This is a genomic window from Streptococcus sp. HMSC078H12, assembly GCF_001814615.1.
Lineage (GTDB): Bacteria > Bacillota > Bacilli > Lactobacillales > Streptococcaceae > Streptococcus > Streptococcus salivarius_F.
The window spans coordinates 1-19,781 of record NZ_KV817308.1 but is presented as its reverse complement, the minus strand read 5'-3'; the positions used below and the strand labels follow the sequence as shown (position 1 = coordinate 19,781).

Below are 19,781 nucleotides of genomic sequence, written 5' to 3'. Positions count from 1 at the left end.
TATTATGGCAATCACAGCAGCTGATATTCGTCGCGAAGTCAAAGAGAAGAATGTTACTTTCTTGCGTTTAATGTTCTCTGATATTCTTGGTGTTATGAAGAACGTTGAAATTCCTGCGACAGATGAACAGTTGGATAAGGTACTTTCAAATAAAGCTATGTTTGATGGTTCATCAATCGAGGGATTTGTTCGTATCAACGAATCTGATATGTATCTTTACCCAGATCTTGATACGTGGACAGTTTTCCCTTGGGGTGATGAAAATGGTGCAGTAGCTGGTCTTATTTGTGATATCTATACTTCTGCAGGTGAACCATTTGCTGGAGACCCTCGTGGTAACTTGAAAAAGGCTTTGCGTCATATGGAAGAAGTTGGTTATAAATCATTTAACCTTGGACCAGAACCAGAATTCTTCCTTTTCAAATTAGATGAACAAGGTAATCCTACACTTGAAGTTAACGATAAAGGTGGTTATTTTGACCTTGCACCAACTGACCTTGCAGATAACACACGTCGTGAAATCGTTAATGTCTTGACAGAAATGGGATTTGATGTTGAAGCATCTCACCACGAAGTGGCTGTTGGTCAACATGAAATCGACTTCAAGTATACAGATGTTTTGAAGGCTTGTGATAATATCCAAATTTTCAAATTGGTTGTTAAGACAATCGCTCGTAAACATGGTCTTTATGCTACATTTATGGCGAAACCTAAATATGGTATTGCTGGTAGCGGTATGCACTGTAACATGTCTCTCTTCACTGAAGAAGGAAATGCATTCTTTGATCCAGAGGATTCACGTGGTATGCAATTGTCTCAAGATGCTTACTACTTCCTTGGTGGTTTGATGAAACATGCATACAACTATACTGCAATTATTAACCCAACAGTTAACTCTTACAAACGTTTGGTTCCTGGATACGAAGCTCCTGTATATATTGCATGGGCAGGTAGCAACCGTTCACCATTGATCCGCGTTCCTGCGTCTCGTGGTATGGGTACACGTTTGGAATTGCGTTCAGTAGACCCAATGGCAAACCCATACTTGGCACTTGCTGTACTTTTGGAAGCAGGTCTTGATGGTATTATCAACAAGATTGATGCTCCAGATCCAGTTGAAACAAATATCTACTCAATGTCTCCTGAAGAACGTAAAGAAGCTGGTATTATTGATTTGCCATCAACACTTCGTAACGCTCTTAAAGCATTGGAAACAGATGAAGTGGTCCGTCAAGCTTTGGGTAATCATATCTATACAAACTTCCTTGATGCGAAACGTATGGAATGGGCAAGCTATGCTACCTTTGTTTCACAATGGGAAATTGATAACTACTTGGACATTTATTAAGAAATTAAATTTGAAAATCAGGTTATGCCTGGTTTTCTTTTACTTTTAAATTCATTAAGTTCTTGGACAAATTACGTAGTTTTAACTGAGCTGTTTTCTTTTGTCATATTTCTTTATTCCCCCTTAATCGCATTAAAATATGAGAGTGTTAAACTAATTTTATATTAATCTTATTCAGGGGGAAATATGAAAACTACAAAAAAAGCTGCTTTGGCAGCAGCCTCAAGTGCATTATTGCTCGGTCTTACAGTCGCACAAACAGTTAATGCTGATACTTATACAGTTCAAAATGGAGATTCATTCTTCGGAATTGCTAGTCAGTATGGGGTAGATCCTTATCAATTGGCAGCTGAAAATGGCATGACTATTTGGTCAACAATTGTTCCTGGTGGAAGCTTGGAAGTTTCAGGTGCTACGACAGCAGTTGAGGAAACAACAGAAGCTTCTTCTTCAGAGGTAGCAGCTACTGATTCAGATGCTACTTGGAATCGTTATCCAGTTGGTCAATGTACATGGGGTGTTAAGGAAGTCGCTCCCTGGGCAAGTAACTGGTGGGGTAATGGTGGCGATTGGGCAGGAAGCGCTGCTAGCCAAGGTTATGCTGTAGGTTCAACACCTGTGACAGGATCAATTGTATGTTGGACTGATGGTGGTTATGGTCACGTTGGTTATGTAACAGAAGTTGGTCAAGATGGTCAAATTCAGATCTTGGAGTCAAACTATAACAACCAGCAACAAATCAACAACTATCGTGGTTGGTTTGACCCACAAAACTCAACTACACCAGGTTCAGTATCTTACATTTATCCAGGTGCATAAAATGAAAAAAGCGTTATAAGCGCTTTTTTTACTTGTTGGAAAGGTTGTGCTCCAGATTGGATTTAAACTTAAAAAAATGGTAGCCATCTAGCTACCATTTTTTTATTTATCAGGTGTGAGAATCATTGGAATAATGATTGGTTCACGTTCTGTTTTTTCATATAAGAATGGGCGTAAAGCATTGACGATTGCTCCATTAACAGATTGGATGCTAGCATCCTTATTCTTAAGAGCGATACGAATAGCATTGAATAGAATGCGTTGGCTTTCGCGGATAAGATCGCCAGATTCACGCATGTAGATGAAGCCACGACTGAGGATGTCTGGGCCAGCTAGAATCATCTTAGACTTGAAGTCGACAGTTGCTACGGCAAGTACGACACCATCTTCAGAGAGATCACGACGGTCACGAAGAACGGCAGCTCCGATATCCCCAATACCATTACCATCAACATAGATATCTTGAGCATTGAAGTGACCTGCACGGCGCGCAGAGTCTTTTGTTAGGGCTAAGACATCACCATTTTCCATAATGAAGATATTATCTTTTGGAACGCCACAATCAACAGCAAGGCCTGCGTGGACTTTCTGCATGCGGTATTCACCGTGAACAGGCATGAAGAATTTTGGTTTGATCAAACGAAGCATGAGTTTTTGCTCTTGTTGACCACCGTGTCCAGAGGTATGGATATTGTTGATTTTACCGTGGATAACATCTACGCCAGCTTCTTGAATAGTATTAATCAAGCGGTTAACGCTGGTTGTGTTTCCTGGGATAGGGCTAGATGAGAAGATAACAGTGTCACCAGGTTGTAGTGTCACTTGGCGGTGCATCCCGTTAGCGATACGTGCAAGGGCTGCCATAGGCTCTCCTTGAGAACCGGTACACATGATAAGAATCTCACTGGCATGGTAGTTTTTCATCTCACTTGGGTCAATGATAGTTCCTTTTGGAACTTTGATGTAGCCTAGTTCAACACCATTGACAATGGCTTTTTCCATAGAACGTCCGAAGACAACAATCTTACGGCCAGTTTTTACAGCGGCTTCGGCAGCTTGTTGCAGACGGAAAATGTTTGAGGCAAATGAGGCGAAGATAATACGTCCGTGGATGCCTTCAATAATTTTCATGATGGATTGACCAACGACCTTCTCGGAATTTGTGAAAGTTGGTACTTCAGCATTGGTTGAGTCTGAGAGGAGGCAAAGAACGCCTTCTTCACCAAGTGCAGCCATACGGTGAAGGTCTGCTGGCTCACCTACTGGGGTGAAGTCAAACTTAAAGTCACCGGTACAAACAATTTTACCTTGAGGTGTATGGATGACAATACCGAGAGGTTCTGGAATTGAGTGAGTAGTGCGGAAGAAGGTCACGCTCATATTTTTGAAAGTAAGCTCTGTATTAGCATTAATTTCATAGAGTTGTGCGTCACGAAGTAGTCCGTGTTCTTCCAATTTTCCTTTGATAAGAGCAAGAGCAAGTGGTCCTGCATAAATTGGGATATTTGCCTGTTTAAGAAGGAAGGGGATCCCACCAATATGGTCTTCGTGACCGTGGGTAATGACAAGTGCCTTTACACGATCAACGTTTTCAACGATGTAAGAATAGTCTGGGATAACATAGTCGATTCCGAGAAGATCATCCTCGGGGAATTTAATACCCGCATCGACGATGATAATCTCATCTTGGTATTCAATACCATAGGTGTTTTTACCGATTTCCCCCAAACCACCAATCGCATAAACCCCAACTTCTTCAGGTTTTAGATTGATTTTTGATGCCATGGTCTTAGAACTCCGTTACTTCAAAAACGCCAGTTTCTTTTTCGTATTCAAGGGCTTTTTCTGAGAGGAGCTCGATGAATTCGATGTTATAGGCAGTGTTTTTTTCGATGATTTGACGAGCTTGGATACGTCCCTCAAGTTCAGTTTCTGCATCGATATCTAGGTAGAGTGATTTTGTCTGTTCACGGCGTGGATTACGCTCTTTAGTTTCTTGGTAAAAGACTTTATAAATCATGGTTTTCCTTTCTTTCCAAAAGGCTCTGCCATTCTATAAAAAAACCGGTCAAGTTAATCTTTCTATGATTTACTTGACGTTATGATATTCACTTTATGAGTAATAGCTAGTAGCCTTGATTCGTTTAACAATTACTATTATTGTACCATAAGATAGGGGCTAGATAAAGAAAATGGCGGAAAAAGTTGGAAAATGTTCGTTTCTGGGAAACAGTGACTTGTGTTATAATAGAAAAGCATAAAAGGAAACAAGGAAAAAAGATGAAAATATTAGCATTTGATACTTCTAGCACAGCTTTATCAGTAGCCTTGTTAGAAGATGAGAAACTAGTGGCAGAGTCAACTGTCACAGTAAAAAAGAACCACAGTATTAGTCTAATGCCAACCATTGATTTTTTAGTTGCTCAGGCAGGCTGGCAACCGTCTGATTTAGAACGTATTGTGGTTGCACAGGGTCCTGGTTCTTACACAGGGCTTCGTGTGGCTGTCGCAACAGCTAAGACTTTAGCCTATGCCCTCGACATTGATTTGGTGGGAGTTTCAAGTCTACAGGCACTGACAGACCTTACAGTTGACGGTGTTGTGATTCCTATCATGGATGCTCGTCGTAATAATGTTTACGTTGGTTTTATGAAAATGGTCAGGCCCTCGTCCCAGATTGCCATGCAGCTTTTGTAGATGTTCTGGAGCAAGCTAAAACTTTTGAAAAGGTGACATTTGTCGGTGAAGTGGCTAATTTTGTGGATCAGATTAAAGAAAGCCTTCCAGAAGCAACTATCTTGTCAAGTCTTCCGTCAGCCCAGTTAATTGGTCGTTTAGGATTGTCCTTGCCTTCTGTTGATGTGGATGCTTTTGTTCCACATTACTTGAAGCGGGTTGAGGCGGAAGAGAATTGGCTTAAGACACATGAGGAGACTAACCGTGACAACTACATCAAGCGTGTCTAGATTGAGTAGCCAAGAGCAAGCTCAACTGATTTATCAGATTTTGTCGGATGTTTATGACAAATCTCCGTGGACGATAGAACAAGTGGTAGCAGACTTGGCTTTGGATACTACGGAGTATTTCTATGTTTATAATCAGGAAGAAGTTGTTGGTTTTTTAGCCCTTCAAAATTTGGTGGGTGAGCTTGAGGTGACCAATATCGCCATTTTAAAAGCTTACCAGGGGCGTGGTTATGCTAGTCAGCTGATGAAGCATTTGGAAGAGCGTAGTGAACCTATATTCCTAGAAGTGAGGGCTTCAAATCAAGTCGCTCAGGCACTTTATAGAAAATTTGGTTTTGAAAGTCTAGGAATTCGGAAAAATTATTATCATGAGCCTCAAGAAGATGCAGTTATCATGAGGCGAGAGGAAGTCTAATGGCAGATAGATATATTTTGGCAGTGGAGAGCTCATGTGATGAGACTTCAGTTGCCGTTTTGAAAAATGAGAAAGAACTTTTAAGTAATATTATTGCCAGTCAGGTGGAAAGCCATAAACGTTTTGGTGGTGTTGTTCCTGAGGTGGCTAGTCGTCACCATGTGGAAGTGGTGACTCTTTGCATTAAAGATGCCCTTTCTGAGGCGGGAATTACTGCTGAACAACTAGATGCTGTAGCAGTAACCTATGGTCCTGGTTTGGTCGGGGCGCTCTTGGTCGGGATGGCAGCGGCTAAGGCCTTCGCTTGGGCACATGGGTTGCCTTTGATTCCAGTTAACCATATGGCTGGGCATCTTATGGCAGCGCGTGAGGTTCAAGAATTGGAATATCCCCTCTTAGCACTTTTGGTGTCTGGGGGACACACAGAGTTGGTTTATGTGTCAGAACCGGGGAATTACAAGATTGTTGGTGAGACACGTGATGATGCAGTTGGTGAGGCCTATGACAAGGTCGGGCGTGTGATGGGGTTGACCTACCCAGCCGGGCGTGAAATTGATGAGTTAGCTCATAAAGGGAAAGATGTTTATGATTTTCCACGTGCTATGATTAAGGAAGACCACTTGGAGTTTTCATTTTCAGGCTTGAAGTCAGCCTTCATTAATTTGCACCATAATGCAGAGCAAAAGGGTGACGTCCTAATTAAAGAAGACCTTTGTGCTTCTTTCCAAGCTGCTGTGTTGGATATTCTCCTAGCTAAGACTAAGAAAGCCTTGGAGCGTTATCCTGTCAAGACACTTGTTGTTGCAGGTGGTGTGGCAGCTAATCAAGGCTTACGTGAACGTTTGGCTGAAGAAATCACAGATGTAGATGTGGTTATTCCGCCTTTACGTCTTTGTGGTGACAATGCTGGCATGATTGCTCTAGCAGCCGCTATTGAATGTGATCAAAAACATTTTGCTGAGTTGGACTTGAATGCAAAACCAAGTCTAGCCTTTGCAGGATTTGAAGAATAAGAAGAACCTCTTACTAGTTTGGTAAGAGGTTCCTTTAGAAAGGAATTGAGTGTGTCTGACTTTCGTTTAGGTGTAAAAGCCGCGGTACCGACAGCTTTAGGCTATGTAGCTATTGGTCTAGCCTTTGGTGTTGTAGCAGCAGCTTCGGGTCTATCAGCCCTTGAGGTTGGCCTCATGTGTGCCTTAGTATATGGTGGCTCGGCCCAGTTTGCCATGTGTGCCTTAGTAGTTGCAGGAGCTGGTCTAGGTGAGTTAACCTTGACTGTTTTCTTGGTTAATTTGCGTAACATGTTGATGAGTTTACATGCAACGACGATTTTTACAAAAACAAGCCTTTGGAATCAGCTGGGAATTGGTAGTCTGATTACGGATGAAAGTTATGGTGTCTTGTTGGGAGAATATGTGCATCATAAAGATATTCCTGCTAACTGGATGCATGGTAACAATATTTTTAGCTATCTGGTTTGGATTGTATCATCAGTTGTTGGTTGTTTGATTGGTTCCATGATTCCTAATCCTGAGCTATTTGGTTTGGATTTTGCTTTGATTGCCATGTTTATTGGTTTGTTAAGTAGTCAGATTGATGTCTTGTTAGGGGAAGGAGTGCGTAAGCTACTCTTGATTTTACTATCTATTGCTGTGGCTTATCTGAGCTTTAGTGTCATCTTGTCGGAATCTTTGGCTGTTTTAGTGGCTACTTTGGTTGGATGTAGTGTGGGGGTGATGTGTGATGGCCGTCAATAAGTTTATTCTCATTGCTATTCTACTTGGGTTTGTGGTCAGCTAGGTTCCTCGTGTGCTTCCCTTTGTTTTAGTGAAATACAAGGGGCTTCCAGATATCGTTGTTCGATTTTTGCACTATTTACCAGTTTCTATCCTCTTTGCTCTGATTCTCTCTAGTCTCACGACTGAGAAGATTGGTCACTTGCCACAGTTTAAGTGGATGGAAATCCTGGCTACTGTGCCAACGGTAATTGTAGCCTTTAAGAGCAAAAATCTGCTCTATGCAGTAATCGTTGGTATAATATCTATGGCCCTGATTCGTTTCGTATTTTAGCAAATGAAAAGACTTGGAGTTGCTCTTAGTGAGTCGTTTTCCAAGTCTTTTTTAGTTGTTGTTAAAAAAGGCAGCAATATCGTCTTCACTGAGACCAATCATTGGATCTATAGTTGCCCAATTTTCTTCAGTTAAACGATAGTTTTCTTCTGTTTGCACAGGTTTGTTAACAGACTTATCCACAGGCTGTGAATAAGTGTTAACAAGATCTTGGGATGGATTGATATTTTCCGAAAAGTCTTTGTTTTCAAGGGTTTCTGAGGGGCCGTTGTTTTTCGTTTTTGTTTGATTGGAGGCGCCTGTTGCCTCGTTTTTAACAATCTTTTCGACAGACTTATCAACAGCTTGTGTATAAGTTTGTTCAAAACGTTGGATGAGAAAAGTATTTCGTTTAGCCCCCTCGTTGCGAACGGCATAATCAAAGGCTGCGATTTCTCCTAACATGACTAGCTTACTCTTGGCACGTGTGATGGCGGTGTAGATGAGGTTACGTTGTAGCATACGTCCACTTTGTCGTGTGATGGGAAGGATAACGACTGGGAACTCACTCCCTTGGGATTTGTGGATTGACATGGCATAGGCCAGAGTAATCTTATTCCATTCGTTACGAGGATAGATAACCTCATTGCCATCGAAGGACATGTAAATTTCGTCCTGCTTGCTTTCAGTATATTTACCAGGGATGAGATCAGTAATGATGCCGATGTCGCCATTGAAGACATTGAGTTCGGTATCGTTGACCAGATGGAGAATTTTGTCGTTCTTACGGAAGAAAATGTCATTAAAGGCAAACTGATTGGCCTTTTCTTGAGGATTAAGTAGGTCCTGCATAATGGTGTTGAGATTGTTAATACCAGCCTGTCCTCGGTACATGGGAGCTAGAATCTGAACATCCTGAGCAGAAATCCCGCTCTTTATAGCGGCAGAGACAATTTTAGGAACCATCTGTGGAATATGGTTGGCATTGGCCTCAAAGTAAGAGCGGTCAGCCTTTTTCTCTGTGAAATCAGCGGGGAGTTGGCCTTGGCGCATCTGGCTAGCTAGGGTAACGATAGTGGAATCCTCGGATTGTCTGAAAATTTTGGTTAGGGAAACCTTAGGCAAGTTATCAATCTGCAAAAGGTCAGCCAAGACTTGGCCAGGGCCTACGGAAGGTAGTTGGTCTTGGTCACCCACAATGATAACTTGGGTTGAATCAGAGATACTTTCAAAGAGTTGATTGGCCAACCAAGTATCAACCATAGAGAACTCGTCGATGATAATCAAATCGCAATCGAGATAGTCCTCTAAGGTCTTAAAATCGTCCTCGCTATTGAGGCCTAAATGTCTATGAATAGTGGCGCTAGGGAGTTGGGTGAGTTCGTTCATCCGACGAGCAGCCCGTCCCGTTGGTGCTGCTAAAATAATAGGTAAATCGGACTTTTTGAGATCTAGGCCATGAAGGTCAGCATAGGTTTTAATAATGCCGTTAATAACAGTGGTTTTCCCTGTTCCGGGACCCCCTGTCAGGATGAAGACCTTGCTTTGTAGGGCTTTGATAATGGCATCTTTTTGAACCTGATCATAAGTAATACCAAGCTCCTCTTCCACCCCTTCAAGGCTGTCTAAGATTTTGTCTTCAGAGCTGACATCAGGTTGGTCCTTCATGATACGAGTTAGGTGGGTATAGATGCCCTGTTCCGCAAAATATAGGGTATTATCAAAGATTTTAGTCTCTACATTTTGCACCTTATCCTCTTGGATAAGATTGGTTAATTGGTTAGCGACCAAAGCGGGGTCAAGTTCAATCGGACGAGCACCTTCCAAAAGAATGATGGTCCGTTCAAGCAAGGCTTTGGCTTCTATGTAGGTATCGCCTTCTTCCATACTGGCTTCTAGTAGACAATGAATCAAGGCAGCTCGTAAACGCTCAGGAGCATCACTAGCAATTCCAAGACGTTCAGCTAGTTGGTCAGCCATTTTAAAACCGATTCCTTGAATCTCCTCTACTAATAGATAAGGGTGTTCCTCAATAAGATTTAGTGACTCTTCCTTATATTGATTGAAAATTTGTGAGGCGGCCTTTGGTGTGAGTCCATAGCTAGAAAGTTTGGACAGGATTTGCTCGGCTCCATAATTGATTTTTAACTTCGCAACAAAGGCTTCTCGATTGACCTTGGAGAGGTTGGGAATCTGCTCTAACTCGCTAGGATCCTCGAGAATCTGGTCAATTGGGTCTTCGCCGTAAATTTCGACAATACGCTCGGCCGTTTTCTTACCGATTCCTTTGAAATTGTCGCTGGCAAAATATTTGATAAGACCGCTGGCAGAAGGTTTTGAACGCTCGTAGCGGGTCATTTGTAGCTGTTCCCCATATTTAGGGTGATTGGTTAGTTGGCCCCAGAAGGTATAGTCTTCACCCTCCATGACATCCCCCATAGTTCCTGTGACAATGATTTCGTAGTCTTCAAAATCACTGTCCGTTTCGTCAATCTCTAAGAGTAAGATACGAAAAAAATTACTAGCGTTTTCGAAAATGACGCGTTCGATAGTTCCTGAAAAATAAAATTCTTGCATGTGTTTTTCCTAGATACATAATAAGGCTGGGTTTCCCCAACCTTATCTTATTTAGTGGTTTTAGTTGTCTTCAACGGTACCAATTTTATTAAGTGGCCAGAAGCGGAATTTGACTTCCCCTACAAGAGCACTCTTGTCAAAGTAACCAACTTCGCGGCTATCTTTTGAAACGATACGGTTATCTCCAAGTAGGAAATATTTGCCTTCAGGAACAGTGACAGAGAAAGTAGTGTTTTTGTCCGCGTTGACAGTGAAGGCCTTAGATTCTTTAGCCAGTTGTTGGAAGTAATCGCGGTATGCATACTCTTTTTGTAGCTTATCTTTGGCAAAGGCAGCCTGGAATTCTTTGAGGTATTCTTCCTTGACTTCTTTGCCGTTGACAGTAAGTTTATCGTTTTGATAGGTAATGGTATCACCTGGCATCCCAATGACACGTTTTACGATTTGTTTCGTCTTACCATTTTCAACCTCTTTGGCAACGACAATGTCAAAGCGTTCAATGGACGTGTGTTTCAAAACAATAACACGCTGGTTATTGGCGAGAGTTGGATCCATTGAGTGGCCGTCAACCTGAACAGGAAGCCAGAGGAAGAGGCGAGTCAAGAGGAAGAATGTGATAAAGAGGATAAAGAGTCCCCATTCACGAAGGAAAATGAGAAAGTATTGGGTCCATTTGTTTTTCATAGTTAAGGCCTTTCAGGGTTATTTTAAGCGTTGGTAGGCTTTTTTAGTATTGGCGAAATGATATTTAGCAGTAGCTTGGAGAGCCTGATCTCCGTAGGCTTGAAGAAGCTTGGCTGCGATCTGGTCGGACTTAGCACCAGCACCTGAAGGAAGAGTATAACCTACTTCTTGGCTGAGTTTATCCAGATTTTCCAGGAAGAGATTGCGGGCGATGATAGAGCTCACCGCGACAGCTAGGTATTTACCTTCGGCTTTTTCTTCTAAAGTAATAGGAAAGTCAAAGCGATTACGTTCGTTCTTGAGATATTTTTGATAATTTTTCTCGCTGGTGAAGGCATCGATGACAATCTTATCTGGTTTAGCACCTGATTGTAACAATAGGAAGATAGCCTGATTATGGAGGGCTACTTTAACGGACACAGCATTATGACTCTTACCGTCTCCAACCACTTCATTGTACTTTCTAGGCGAAAGAAGGAGTGCCTTGTGAGGAATTTTCTCCTCCAAAATAGGTGCAATCTGACGAATCTTGATATCGTTAAGATTTTTAGAATCATCAACTCCTAGAGATTTCAAAAAGGTATGGTCAGCTGGGGTAACTAGACTAGCTACAACAGCTAGACCACCAAAATAGGAGCCATTTCCGACTTCGTCTGATCCAATTAGGGCTAGGTTTTGCCCATCAGGTGAATGCTTAGATTCAGCTTGGTATCCAAAACGGCTAGCTAGGATTTCTGGCTTAGCACCTTGGAAAGTTACCTTTCCTGAAGTATAGGCGATGACACTTATTCCATCGACCTTGGCTGAAAAACTTGCATAAGGATTTTTAGTCGCAGTCGCATAGCTTGCTAGGTCCTTCTGGAGTGTCGAAATCTGCTTTGCTGTCATTTTTAATACGATTGTGCCCATGAAATCTATTTTAGCACAAAAAAGGAGAATTGGTAGATATTTTACAGACTCGGAATCCCTGAAAATTATTTTTCTAGAGAAGTGCAAAGTCTAAAATTTACGAAAGTTAAAATTTAGGATATAATGATTAGAAAGAGAATGCCTAACCCTGCTCTTTTTTCCACAATTAGAAGAAATAGGTTGGCATTTAAGTGTCGAACACGCCTCAGAGTAAGTGTCTGAATCTTGCTAAAAAATGGCGATATAAAAGCAATAAAATAAGGAGAAGCTGCGGTGGCGAATCCGTGACCACCATTGATTGGCAGTTAACAAGCAAATGGCAAATAAGAACCGTTACAAATTTCATTTTGGAGAGAAGAACCTCACGCTAACAACTGATAAGGATAACCTATTCATGGAAGAGGTTGAGCGTGTTGCCCATGAGAAATATAAAATTATCAAAGAGCAGATGAAAAATGCTGACAATGAAACGATTGCTATCCTAATGGCTATCAATTCTTTGTCGACTCAGTTGGAACGTGAAATCCAAGTTGAAGATATGGAAAAAGAGTTGGAAACGTTGAGAGCTAAGCAACTTGAACAACTTAAGGTCAAGGCGACAGCTACAAATGACGATGAGGATGACGCATGATTGGACTCCTTGTCTTAGCTATCGTGGCTTGGAATTTCTACATTGGCTACCGTCGAGGCCTCTTTATGCAAGCTTATTACGTGGTTTCAGTCATTATTGCCATGTGTGTAGCGGCCTACTTTTACCGGTCGCTAGGAGAGGCTATCAATCTTTGGGTACCTTATACCAATCCAACCAAAGATGCTAGTATAGCTTTCTTTAAAGATCAGAACATCTTTTCGCTTGACCGTGTCTATTATGCAGGTGTGGCTTATTTTGCCATTTACTGTGTGGCTTATTATGGTTTGCGCTTTCTTGGGATTTTCTTCCATTTTGTGAGAATTGAGCGACTTGATCAGAGACGTTACCAAGTGGTAGGTGGTGTCTTGGCCTCCTTAGTGAGTCTTGTGCCTTTGACTATGTTGGGGAATATTCTTGCGACTGTTCCCATGAATAACATTCAAACGGTCTTGTCATCTAGCTGGGTTTTGCGCCTTTTGATTAATTGGAATTTTCCAGTTAGTCAGATTATCCAGCACTTGTGGACAAGTGTGATATAGAAAATAGAAGTCTTCCTTGATTAAGGGAGGCTTTTTTGTTCTTTGTTTTGGTAACATATGAAAAAAGACTGAACACAAGGTCTCAGTCTTTCTTATCTATTTTTACCCTAAGGTTGCAATGGTACATCCGGAACCACCGGCACTTTGTGGGGCATATTCAAAACTTTTAACATGGCGATGACGGCGGAGATATTTGGTAACAGCATCACGGATGACACCTGTACCAATACCGTGGATGATGTCCACCTGACTCATGTTATTAAGTAGGGCTTGGTCAATAAAGGCATCAAGCTCTTGCATGGCTTCTTCGTAACGTTTCCCACGAAGGTCTAGACGGGCACGAGGACCGCCAGATGTCTTCTTGGCTTTTTTAACCACGTTAATCTGTTTCTTCTTAGGTTGTTGGGCTTCAGCTTGGGCACGAACCAGAGTGAATTCGTCTGCCTTGAGGGTCATCTTGATGAGACCGACCTGAGCTTCCCAGTTACCATTTTTGGTTTGACTGGTAAGGGTACCCCGTTGCCCATAGGCGGTAACGATGATATCATCTCCAACACGAGGGGCACGCGCAGCCTTTTCTTTCTTAGCCTTACGAAGGACCTTATTCTTAGAGAGGTCCACTTGTGGGGCAAGTTTCTTGAGTTTTCCTTTGGCGTCGATAACTTCATGAGGTTTGAGTTGACTCTTATCGTGGAGATTTTTGAGGATACTATCGCTCTCAGCCAAAGCGGTATCAACCATCTCTTGAATTTCTTTTTGAGCCTTTTCGAGTTCCTTGTCGTATTCATGGGAGAATTCGTTATAGAGTTTTTTGACCGCACGGTTGAATTTAAGGTTCTCTTGCTCCACGTCCTTGATGTGTTCCAGACGTTTTTGTGTTTCCACAGTTTGGGCTTCAAGTTGCTCGATGATACGGTTGACATCACTATCAGTATCCGTGAGGTTTTCTGCTTCCTTGACAATAATCTCATTCAAACCGAGGCGTCGAGCAATTTCAAAGGCATTAGAACGACCAGGAACCCCTTGCATAAAACGATAGGTAGGGCTTAAAGTCGCTGTGTCAAACTCCATGCTGGCATTTTCCACATGTTGCGTCTCAATCCCATAGGCCTTAAGCTCAGGATAGTGAGTGGTAGCCATGGTCTTAATCTGACTTAAACGGAGGTGCTCTAAGATTGCCATGGCTAGACTAGCTCCTTCCTGAGGGTCGGTACCAGCCCCAAGCTCATCGACCAAGACCAGACTGTTACTGTCGGCAGCATTCAGAATCTCAACAATGTGGGTCATGTGACTAGAGAAAGTTGACAAACTTTGTTCGATAGACTGTTCGTCTCCGATGTCCGCAAAAATCTCTTGGAAAATGGCGACACGGCTGCCCTTATCAGCCAAAATTGGAAGACCAGATTGAGCCATTAGTTGTGCTAGTCCTAGCGTTTTAAGCATGACGGTCTTACCACCAGTATTGGGACCTGTAATGACAATGGCCGTGAGGTCCTCATCAAAGTGCAAATCGTTAGCTACAGGATTGACCAAAAGAGGGTGACGAACGTTAAGTAGTTGTAGTGTTTGGTTGTCACTAATCTTTGGAATAACCGCTTTTTTATCATGGAGATAGAGGTATTTTCCTCGAATCAAGTCCATGTGGCCCAAAATCCAAGCGTTGTTAGCAATAGCGGCAGCTTGAGGACGGAGTTGATCAGATAGTTCATGTAGGATGCGGGCCATCTCATGGCGTTCGTCTGCACGTAATTGTGTAATTTCTTCGTTAAGCTGGATAACGGCGCGTGGCTCGATATAAACGGTGTTTCCAGAGCTTGAGATGTCATGCACCACCCCAGCAATACGGTTACGGTAGGTATTTTTGACAGGAAGCACTGAACGACCATTACGGCTAGCAATCAAACTCTCAGCCAACATGTGACCAGATTTCTTGAGAATGTCTTGCAAGGTCTGGCGAATGGCATCATCGCAAGATTTGAGTTGACGACGGATATTCTGCAACTCAGGGCTAGCAAAATGCTCAATGAAACCACCGTCATTGATACTTTGAAGGCTGCCTTGTAGACTTGGGAAGGCCTCAATCTTTTCGAAAAGACGTTTAAGAGCGACGAGCTCAACATTTTCAAGGTCAGCGTAGAAGCGACCAAGGTCAGCTGAAGCTTGCAGCACCTTCTTGATAGCAATGAGCTCCTGGATGTTGAGGTCAGCATCCAGTTCCAAGCGACGTAGGGGCTCAGAAATATCTCGCAAGCTACCAATGGCAAAGCCATGGTGCTCCACGAAAATCTCTGCCATTTCTTGGATTTCTGTAAATTGATTTTGAATTCTTTCTGGATTGGTCATAGGCACCAAGTCACGTAACTCCGCCTGAGCCTGTTCAGTCTGCAGGTATTCTGTGAACTGGTCCTTGACCTTGTTAAATTCTAATTGGTCTAAAATCTTTGTGTTCATAGCTTCTATTATAGCACATTTGCCTATGGGGCGTGGAGGTGGGAAATGCCTGAGGTCGTTTTATGGGCGGACTTTTGTCATCAGATGTTGACTAGCTATTTTTACAAAAGAGTCTCCCTAAAATAAGAGATTTGCAATTAAAACCAATGCTCTCATCTATGCTATAATAAACTTATGACTAATCAGAAAAAATTACTCCTAATTGACGGTTCATCCGTTGCCTTTCGTGCCTTTTTCGCACTTTATAATCAAATTGACCGTTTTCGTAACAATAGTGGCCTTCATACCAATGCCATTTATGGCTTTCACCTCATGTTGGACAACCTGCTTGAGCGTATCCAACCGACTCATGTCTTGGTAGCCTTTGATGCGGGTAAGACAACTTTCCGTACAGAGATGTTTGCGGACTATAAGGCTGGTCGTGCCAAGACTCCAGAGGAATTCCGTGAGCAGTTCCCTTATATCCGTGAAATGTTGGCTGCACGTGGCATTGCCTATTATGACTTGGCTCAGTACGAGGCAGACGACATTATCGGTACCTTGGCTAAGATGGCTGAAAATACCAGTGAGGACTATCAAATTACTGTTGTCTCTGGGGATAAAGACTTGATTCAGCTGACTGACGAAAACACAGTCGTTGAGATTTCGAAGAAGGGTGTGGCTGAGTTTGAGGCCTTCACACCTGACTACCTCATGGAGAAAATGGGGATTACTCCAGCGCAATTCATCGACCTCAAGGCCCTCATGGGTGATAAGTCCGATAATATTCCAGGAGTTACTAAGATTGGTGAAAAGACTGGTCTCAAGCTCCTCTTGGAACACGGTTCTCTTGAAGGTATTTATGAGCATATTGATGAGATGAAGAAGTCCAAAATGAAGGAAAATCTCATCAATGATAAGGAACAGGCCTTCCTTTCTAAGACCTTGGCGACCATTGATACCCAGTCTCCTATTGAAATTGGCCTAGATGATACAGCCTTTACGGGACCTGACCTTGAAAAATTGGCAGCCTTTTATGACGAGATGGGCTTTGTTCAGTTCAAAAATGCCCTTGGTGGCGAGGCTGTGCCGCAGGATTTTGATGTGGCCTATGCAGAGCCTAGTCAAGTGACAGCGGATCACTTTAGCTCTGATGATTTCTTCTATTTTGAAATTCTCGGTGACAATTATCACACAGAACCTATCATCGGTTTTGCTTGGGGGAATGACAAGCAGATTTATGCGTCTACAGATACTGACCTACTCAAATCAGAGGCATTCCAGACAGCTCTTTCAAAAGCTGTTAATATCTACGATTTCAAGCGTAGTAAGGTGCTTTTGAGCCATTTAGGGATTGACTTGCCGACGGCTAATTTTGATGCCCGTTTGGCCAAGTATCTGCTCTCAACCGTTGAAGACAATGAATTGTCAACCATTGCCCGTCTCTATACGGACCTACCGTTAGAAACAGATGAAGTGGTCTATGGCAAGGGAGCTAAGCGTGCGGTTCCTGAAAAAGATGTCTTGCTCAGCCACCTGGCTAAAAAAGTCAAGGTCCTTCAGGTTGCTAAACCGGTTATGCTTGAAAAATTGGCTGAACACGGTCAATCAGAGCTTCTATTTGACATGGAGTTACCACTGGCAAATGTGCTAGCTAAGATGGAAATCGCTGGTATTAAGGTCAAGGGGCAAACCCTTAACGAGATGGCAGTGGAAAACCAAGTAGTCATCGATAAATTGACCCAAGAAATCTACGAAATGGCGGGCGAGGAGTTCAATATTAACTCGCCTAAACAGTTGGGTGTTATCCTCTTTGAAAAGATGGGGCTACCTTTGGAATACACTAAGAAAACCAAGACAGGTTACTCAACAGCTGTGGATGTCCTTGAACGTTTGGCTCCAATTGCTCCAATCGTAGCTAAAATTTTGGAGTACCGCCAAATCACCAAGCTTCAGTCTACCTATGTCTTGGGGCTTCAGGATTATATCCTTGAGGATGGCAAGATCCATACCCGTTATGTGCAAGATTTAACTCAGACAGGTCGTTTGTCATCGGTGGATCCCAACTTGCAAAATATCCCGGTTCGCCTGGAGCAAGGTCGTCTCATCCGTAAGGCCTTTGTCCCATCGACTGAGGATGCAGTGCTTTTAAGCTCGGATTACTCACAGATTGAGTTGCGCGTGCTTGCCCATATTTCGGGAGATGAGCATTTGATTGCAGCCTTTAAAGAGGGGGCAGATATCCATACCTCTACAGCCATGCGTGTCTTTGGTATTGAAAAGCCGGAGGATGTCACACCTAATGACCGTCGTAACGCAAAGGCTGTTAACTTCGGTATCGTTTATGGTATTTCTGACTTTGGTCTATCTAACAACCTTGGCATTAGCCGTAAGAAGGCCAAGGATTATATCGACACCTACTTTGAACGTTATCCTGGTATCAAGGCCTATATGGATAATGTGGTTCGTGAGGCCAAGGATAAGGGCTATGTCGAAACCCTCTTCCACCGCCGTCGTGAGTTGCCAGATATCAATTCTCGTAACTTTAACGTCCGCAACTTCGCAGAGCGTACAGCCATCAACTCGCCTATCCAAGGAAGTGCTGCTGATATCCTTAAGATTGCTATGATTAACCTAGACAAGGCTCTGGTAGAAGGTGGCTATAAAACTAAGATGCTCCTACAGGTGCACGATGAAATCGTCCTTGAGGTGCCAAACGACGAACTTGTAGCTATGAAAGCCTTGGTTAAAGAAACCATGGAAGCTGCAGTCGAACTCGCTGTCCCTCTCATCGCAGATGAGAATGACGGCCGCACATGGTATGAGGCAAAGTAAAACATGAAAGAAAATTTTCCATTTACCTATTTTCTCTTGCGCTACATGCTTGGATTTCTGGCCGTTGTCCTAGCTATCGTGGCAGTATTGGTGATCATCACCTACTTTATGACCAAGTAGAAATAGACAGATGAAAGCTGGACTGAGGTCCGGCTTTTTTTGATGCGTATACTTGTAATTGTAAAAAGAATTACCATCTAATGTCTAGATTTTTTAATTTAAACTCTAATTTGATTGAGATTGGAATTGTTGGGTCATAGTGAAATCTCTGATTATATAAGTGTTCTTGATAAATAAACATAAATTAATTTTTCAAAAAATACTTGACTTATTAATCATACAATTGTTAATATAATGTCAGAGAGATTTAAATGATCTAATGTTAACGTTAGGTCGTTTCTTATGAAAGGATAGTTATGAAAAAGAAATTAACAGGATTTGTGCTCTTATCAAGTTTGTTCTTGCTGACGGCTTGTAACGCAACAAATACGGGTGGTTCAGGTTCGGGCGACAGTACTTCTAAGTCTGAGCAAGTAAGTGGCGATTCGTCCGAAACCGAGGAAGTGAGCTACGATGAGCTCTATGCTTCGGTCTTGGACCTCTATCGTCCCATTGCTCTGAACGGTGATACATCGGCTGTTCCAAGTGATCTTTCGTCTGACGAAGCTTATGCGACTAGCACTATTTTTGATGCTAAAAGAGCAGGAGAAAACGTGCAATATAGCTATGTAGACATCAACGATGATGGCTCAGCTGAACTTTTGATTGGTACTCCTGACAGTGTCCATGCGCTATATTATCTTGATAATGATGATAAGCCTGTTTTTGCCAAAAGTGCTGGAACTTTTGCCAAGGGTGGTTACTTGAGTACTATGAAATTTTATAAAAATGGTACAATTTACTGTCAACTATTCCAGCGCATGAAGCCTGAAGCAAAGGCTGAGACCTATGAAATTAAAGATGGTGCCTTTAACCAGCTTCAATCAGTTGATTTCAGCATGTCTGAGACAACTGATGGTGCAAGTAAGGTTGACTTAGGTAACGAACAGACTTTGGATTTATCTTCCGAAGATTGGTATGATTTTGATGACTCAAGTAGTGACGAGACAGAAGATAGTAGTAGCGATAGCAAGTCAAACAAAGAGACTGGTATGGACATCAATGCTATTCAGAATGGTGATTTTAGTAGTCTTGAAGGAACCTGGGAAAATGGAAGAGGTGACACTATTGTATTTAGCAAGGATAGAGTCACGCAATCTGGTACAACCATTACATTGAAATTTGGAGAAGTAAAAGACGGGATTTTGAAGGAATATAGTTGGGCAGGGGGACCTGTTGGCGGCTCACAACTTTTCATGATTCCTGCAGGAGTTTCTATTCCAAATAATAACGAATCTGATAATAGTAAAGATAGACTTTTAGGAACACAAAATGACCTAGAGTTTGGTCAATCATCTGATTTTTATTATCGTAAATAAAATATAACGGTTGGAATTCATACTCTCAATTGTTTCGTTTGCTATAGTGACATTTATGTCACTATTTTTTATTTTTGTGACTTTAAGTCCGTTTCGCTCCG

Annotated in this window: 15 protein-coding genes and 2 pseudogenes; 11 read left to right on the top strand and 6 right to left on the bottom strand. The window is 42.3% G+C overall.

What is annotated here, in order from left to right; all coding sequences use genetic code 11:
• Nucleotides 1-4: 4 nt before the first annotated feature.
• Nucleotides 5-1,348 carry a type I glutamate--ammonia ligase gene (glnA, locus tag HMPREF2979_RS00840; RefSeq protein WP_070654672.1) on the top strand — a complete coding sequence of 448 codons (1,344 nt, stop codon included), beginning with the start codon at nucleotides 5-7 and terminating at the stop codon, nucleotides 1,346-1,348.
• A 186-nt stretch (nucleotides 1,349-1,534) separates the two neighbouring features.
• Nucleotides 1,535-2,167 (top strand): CHAP domain-containing protein, encoded by a 633-nt coding sequence (locus HMPREF2979_RS00835; RefSeq protein WP_021143598.1) that lies wholly within the window; start codon nucleotides 1,535-1,537, stop codon nucleotides 2,165-2,167.
• Between the two features lie 102 nt (nucleotides 2,168-2,269).
• On the opposite strand, the gene rnjA is transcribed toward HMPREF2979_RS00835, so the two are convergent.
• Both rnjA and HMPREF2979_RS00825 read right to left on the bottom strand, forming a co-directional pair.
• Complete coding sequence (gene rnjA, locus HMPREF2979_RS00830) at nucleotides 2,270-3,952, bottom strand: ribonuclease J1 (protein WP_002884294.1); 1,683 nt, start codon at nucleotides 3,950-3,952, stop codon at nucleotides 2,270-2,272.
• Between the two features lie 4 nt (nucleotides 3,953-3,956).
• The gene (locus tag HMPREF2979_RS00825; RefSeq protein ID WP_002884752.1) at nucleotides 3,957-4,187 is read right to left on the bottom strand and encodes a DNA-dependent RNA polymerase subunit epsilon; all 231 of its coding nucleotides are present in this window, start codon (nucleotides 4,185-4,187) and stop codon (nucleotides 3,957-3,959) included.
• Nucleotides 4,188-4,447: 260 nt separating this feature from the next.
• Here HMPREF2979_RS00825 and tsaB point away from each other — a divergent pair.
• The 5 genes and pseudogenes from tsaB to HMPREF2979_RS00800 all read left to right on the top strand — a co-directional run bounded on the left by tsaB (nucleotide 4,448) and on the right by HMPREF2979_RS00800 (nucleotide 7,618).
• Nucleotides 4,448-5,133 (top strand): annotated as a pseudogene (tsaB, locus tag HMPREF2979_RS00820) (tRNA (adenosine(37)-N6)-threonylcarbamoyltransferase complex dimerization subunit type 1 TsaB).
• Complete coding sequence (gene rimI, locus HMPREF2979_RS00815) at nucleotides 5,093-5,548, top strand: ribosomal protein S18-alanine N-acetyltransferase (RefSeq protein ID WP_048790109.1); 456 nt, start codon at nucleotides 5,093-5,095, stop codon at nucleotides 5,546-5,548. The pseudogene tsaB and the gene rimI overlap by 41 nt, the downstream one beginning before the upstream one ends.
• The gene (gene tsaD, locus HMPREF2979_RS00810) at nucleotides 5,548-6,561 is read left to right on the top strand and encodes a tRNA (adenosine(37)-N6)-threonylcarbamoyltransferase complex transferase subunit TsaD (RefSeq protein ID WP_014635059.1); all 1,014 of its coding nucleotides are present in this window, start codon (nucleotides 5,548-5,550) and stop codon (nucleotides 6,559-6,561) included. The genes rimI and tsaD overlap by 1 nt, the downstream gene beginning before the upstream one ends.
• Before the next feature lie 51 nt (nucleotides 6,562-6,612).
• On the top strand, nucleotides 6,613-7,305 hold the full coding sequence (locus tag HMPREF2979_RS00805; protein ID WP_048790108.1) for an AzlC family ABC transporter permease: 693 nt from the start codon (nucleotides 6,613-6,615) through the stop codon (nucleotides 7,303-7,305).
• Nucleotides 7,292-7,618 (top strand): annotated as a pseudogene (locus HMPREF2979_RS00800) (AzlD domain-containing protein). The gene HMPREF2979_RS00805 and the pseudogene HMPREF2979_RS00800 overlap by 14 nt, the downstream one beginning before the upstream one ends.
• A gap of 51 nt (nucleotides 7,619-7,669) precedes the next feature.
• Here the strand turns inward: HMPREF2979_RS00800 and HMPREF2979_RS00795 are convergent.
• The 3 genes from HMPREF2979_RS00795 to rnhC are packed head-to-tail and all read right to left on the bottom strand — an operon-like array spanning nucleotide 7,670 to nucleotide 11,767.
• Nucleotides 7,670-10,174 carry an SF1B family DNA helicase RecD2 gene (locus tag HMPREF2979_RS00795; RefSeq protein WP_070654670.1) on the bottom strand — a complete coding sequence of 835 codons (2,505 nt, stop codon included), beginning with the start codon at nucleotides 10,172-10,174 and terminating at the stop codon, nucleotides 7,670-7,672.
• A gap of 60 nt (nucleotides 10,175-10,234) precedes the next feature.
• Nucleotides 10,235-10,858, bottom strand: coding sequence for a signal peptidase I (lepB, locus tag HMPREF2979_RS00790; RefSeq protein WP_013991198.1), 624 nt, complete (start codon nucleotides 10,856-10,858; stop codon nucleotides 10,235-10,237).
• Nucleotides 10,859-10,876: 18 nt separating this feature from the next.
• Nucleotides 10,877-11,767, bottom strand: a complete 891-nt coding sequence (gene rnhC / locus HMPREF2979_RS00785) for a ribonuclease HIII (protein WP_070654668.1) — start codon at nucleotides 11,765-11,767, stop codon at nucleotides 10,877-10,879.
• Between the two features lie 316 nt (nucleotides 11,768-12,083).
• On the opposite strand from rnhC, the gene zapA reads away from it, so the two are divergent.
• Together zapA and HMPREF2979_RS00775 are read left to right on the top strand one after the other, a co-directional pair.
• A complete protein-coding gene (zapA, locus tag HMPREF2979_RS00780; RefSeq protein WP_004183554.1) occupies nucleotides 12,084-12,398 on the top strand; it encodes a cell division protein ZapA in 315 nt (104 codons plus the stop codon).
• The gene (locus HMPREF2979_RS00775; RefSeq protein ID WP_070654666.1) at nucleotides 12,395-12,937 is read left to right on the top strand and encodes a CvpA family protein; all 543 of its coding nucleotides are present in this window, start codon (nucleotides 12,395-12,397) and stop codon (nucleotides 12,935-12,937) included. The genes zapA and HMPREF2979_RS00775 overlap by 4 nt, the downstream gene beginning before the upstream one ends.
• 102 nt (nucleotides 12,938-13,039) lie before the next feature.
• Here HMPREF2979_RS00775 and HMPREF2979_RS00770 read toward each other — a convergent pair whose 3' ends face one another.
• The gene (locus HMPREF2979_RS00770) at nucleotides 13,040-15,388 is read right to left on the bottom strand and encodes an endonuclease MutS2 (protein WP_070654664.1); all 2,349 of its coding nucleotides are present in this window, start codon (nucleotides 15,386-15,388) and stop codon (nucleotides 13,040-13,042) included.
• Nucleotides 15,389-15,562: 174 nt separating this feature from the next.
• Here HMPREF2979_RS00770 and polA point away from each other — a divergent pair, with 174 nt between their 5' ends.
• Together polA and HMPREF2979_RS10270 are read left to right on the top strand one after the other, a co-directional pair.
• Complete coding sequence (gene polA, locus HMPREF2979_RS00765) at nucleotides 15,563-18,202, top strand: DNA polymerase I (protein WP_070654662.1); 2,640 nt, start codon at nucleotides 15,563-15,565, stop codon at nucleotides 18,200-18,202.
• A gap of 416 nt (nucleotides 18,203-18,618) precedes the next feature.
• The gene (locus HMPREF2979_RS10270) at nucleotides 18,619-19,680 is read left to right on the top strand and encodes a DUF6287 domain-containing protein (RefSeq protein ID WP_070654660.1); all 1,062 of its coding nucleotides are present in this window, start codon (nucleotides 18,619-18,621) and stop codon (nucleotides 19,678-19,680) included.
• The last annotated feature ends 101 nt before the right edge of the window (nucleotides 19,681-19,781 follow it).